This is a genomic window from Bartonella sp. AP88XZML (assembly GCF_042195565.1).
GTDB lineage: Bacteria > Pseudomonadota > Alphaproteobacteria > Rhizobiales > Rhizobiaceae > Bartonella.
The window spans coordinates 1-2,336 of sequence record NZ_JBHIOQ010000022.1; the positions used below are offsets into that span (position 1 = coordinate 1).

General features: G+C 39.6%; 2 protein-coding genes and 2 pseudogenes. 1 reads left to right on the forward strand and 3 read right to left on the reverse strand.

What is annotated here, in order from left to right; all coding sequences use genetic code 11:
• A pseudogene (locus tag ACFIK2_RS01985) lies at positions 1-74 on the forward strand (DNA-binding protein); the annotation flags it as partial.
• A gap of 102 nt (positions 75-176) precedes the next feature.
• On the opposite strand, the gene ACFIK2_RS01990 reads toward ACFIK2_RS01985, so the two are convergent.
• From ACFIK2_RS01990 to ACFIK2_RS02000, 3 genes and pseudogenes are all read right to left on the reverse strand, one after another.
• Entirely contained in the window at positions 177-536 is a 360-nt protein-coding gene (locus ACFIK2_RS01990) for a hypothetical protein (protein WP_015856194.1), read from the reverse strand.
• Positions 537-716: 180 nt separating this feature from the next.
• Positions 717-1,124 (reverse strand): hypothetical protein, encoded by a 408-nt coding sequence (locus ACFIK2_RS01995; protein WP_375676850.1) that lies wholly within the window; start codon positions 1,122-1,124, stop codon positions 717-719.
• Positions 1,121-2,336 (reverse strand): annotated as a pseudogene (locus tag ACFIK2_RS02000) (filamentous hemagglutinin); the annotation flags it as partial. The gene ACFIK2_RS01995 and the pseudogene ACFIK2_RS02000, both read right to left, overlap by 4 nt.

Consider the following 2,336-nt stretch of genomic DNA (forward strand, 5'->3'; position numbering starts at 1 on the left):
CCCGTTGGTTACAATCGGATCTTTTGAATGTAATCGAACAAGCAAAACAGCAACGTCAAAATGACGCGGCATAAAAAGAAAGCCTTGTCACGTAAGAACGGACAAGGCTTTCTCAAACTCATCAACCTGGAGCTTTATTTGGTGTAAATTCAAGGCTTTCTCTGCTGAAGCAAGACTTAAGGCTGGCATTCAAGTTGTTCTGAATGCTTTTTACAATAAGGGCTATTTAAGCGTCTCTCAACACTTCGCTGAGGCATGACAGCACCAGGACGACATATGGGAAGATTATCCGATTTATGATTTTCACACCATTCTTGTATTGTAAAGCTAGGACGAAAACCTGATTGCGCCATACACATTTCAATACTGGCAAATTGATTCAAATCTAGCGCCACAACCTTATTAAGGTCCGGTACTCCACATTCTAAAAGTATTTTATTTCTCCATAATGCTGGAGAAAGTGAGGGAATTGAGTTAACACATCCAGTGATACTTAACAGAGCTATACAACTCAACAGTTTTAAGATTTTCTTCATTATTCCCCTCTTTCAATGGATTTATTTACAATAAAAAAGCTCGGAAGCTTGTTGATATTTTCTGTCATCGCTGCTTAAAACAACGGTGACCAATATTGAGATGATTGGTTGAGAAAACAATCCCGTCATTTCAAGCGAAGGCAAGGATGAGGGATTGTTGACCATCACAAACAGCAAAACTTAAGGTTGGCATTCATCCGCATTTTTATACCTTTTACAAAATGGGCTATTTAAGCGCTTCTCAACACTTCTCTGTGGGATGACAGCACCAAGCTGACAAATGGGAAGGTTTTCTTCTCTAAATGTATAACACCAGTTTCCTCTCCCTTTATAATGGAATCCTGATTGAACCATGCAAGCATAAATTGTTGCATCCTCATTAACACTAAGCTTTCTATTTTCTGAATCAGCATCAATAAGACTCGGCATTCCACATTCTAATAAGGCTTTTCCTATCTCAGTAAAATCTGCACCTGCCTTCTCCCACATACTCACGTACTCTGGAGGACTGCTGTCAATTTTTGATATGTCACATCCAGTCACACTTAATAGGACTATACCACTCAATAATTTTAAAATTTGTCTCATTTTTTCTTCCATAAATGATCTAAAGTCGAATAAATTGAATGAATTTGTTTAGTAGGAGATGTTCCATAATTAGTTATACACGCTTTACTTGCATCACCATAACAATTATGGGGACTAGGATCATAACCGCCTAACGCCCTCCCTCCCTCTATCAATGGAGAGGTTGCTGTAGTCAATAAACTTTTTCCTACAAACAGCGTCATATATAAAGGATTTTTTATACCTTTCTCCAAAAGTGAAACATCTAGATTTAAAGGTACTTTATAAAAAGTAGGTGCATTGTAACCAAACAACGTACTAATGGGGTCAGATGCATGGCTTTGTAAGTAAACATGATCATTTTTGCCATCGCTTACGACATATAATGCATTCGCTATCGATTGAGCATGATCCGCTGGTCCATAAAGATAAATATCTGTTTTTTCTGCTATACCGTGGATGCCGCGCTTTTCAAAGTCACGTAGTCCATTGCCTACTGTTAAGCTACCACGACTATGCGCACTAACAATCGCCCCATCATTACCATAACGAGAGGCAAAATCTTGGAATTTCTTGGTCGAATTACTCCATCCCCCAAAATACTCATAAATTGCTACCCCGAACTCTACTAGCTTATCTTTAGCTTGGGGGTGGTAGGTAAAATAAAGGGGTTCATGCGCATTATCAGCCATTTTGACGGCATTACGGGCTGCTTCATCAGATGAATTAGAAATACCATTATAGAACATACGCCTGTTGCCATCAGAGCCTTTTTGTAAATGATTTTCTTCTCCTGGTTTTAAATAGCGATACAGAGTAATATTTTTTCCATCATTGCCTTTTATAGGTTTTCCATTTTCATCGGTTAAATAGAGGACATTGCCATTTTCATCATGCAAAATCTCACCTACTGGATGCTCTTTAACATTTGCGACTTCGCGTATTTTGTCCCAGTATCCCAATCCTTCATCCGATAAATCATTGATCATATCTACGCGATCATGCACTGCTCCCTCAAGCGGTGCGACATCTAGCTGTCCTACTGCCTGGTGGGCTGTAGCGGTGTTGCGGTTGAGTGCACCAATGATTTGTCCAGCATCTTGCCCCATCGCCCTCTGTCCAGTTATATCAGTAAGGATGATAGTCCCATCACTGATAGCAGATTTGGTTTCCCCTTCTGCTGCATCCTTGGCTTTGCCGTGATTTAAAACATTCTTGGCAATGTTTTTTATC

Coding starts and splice junctions, on each gene's coding strand:
- ACFIK2_RS01990 (WP_015856194.1), bottom strand. CDS start 536: ATGAAGAAAATCTTAAAACTGTTGAGTTGTATAGCTCTGTTAAGTATC.
- ACFIK2_RS01995 (WP_375676850.1), bottom strand. CDS start 1,124: ATGAGACAAATTTTAAAATTATTGAGTGGTATAGTCCTATTAAGTGTG.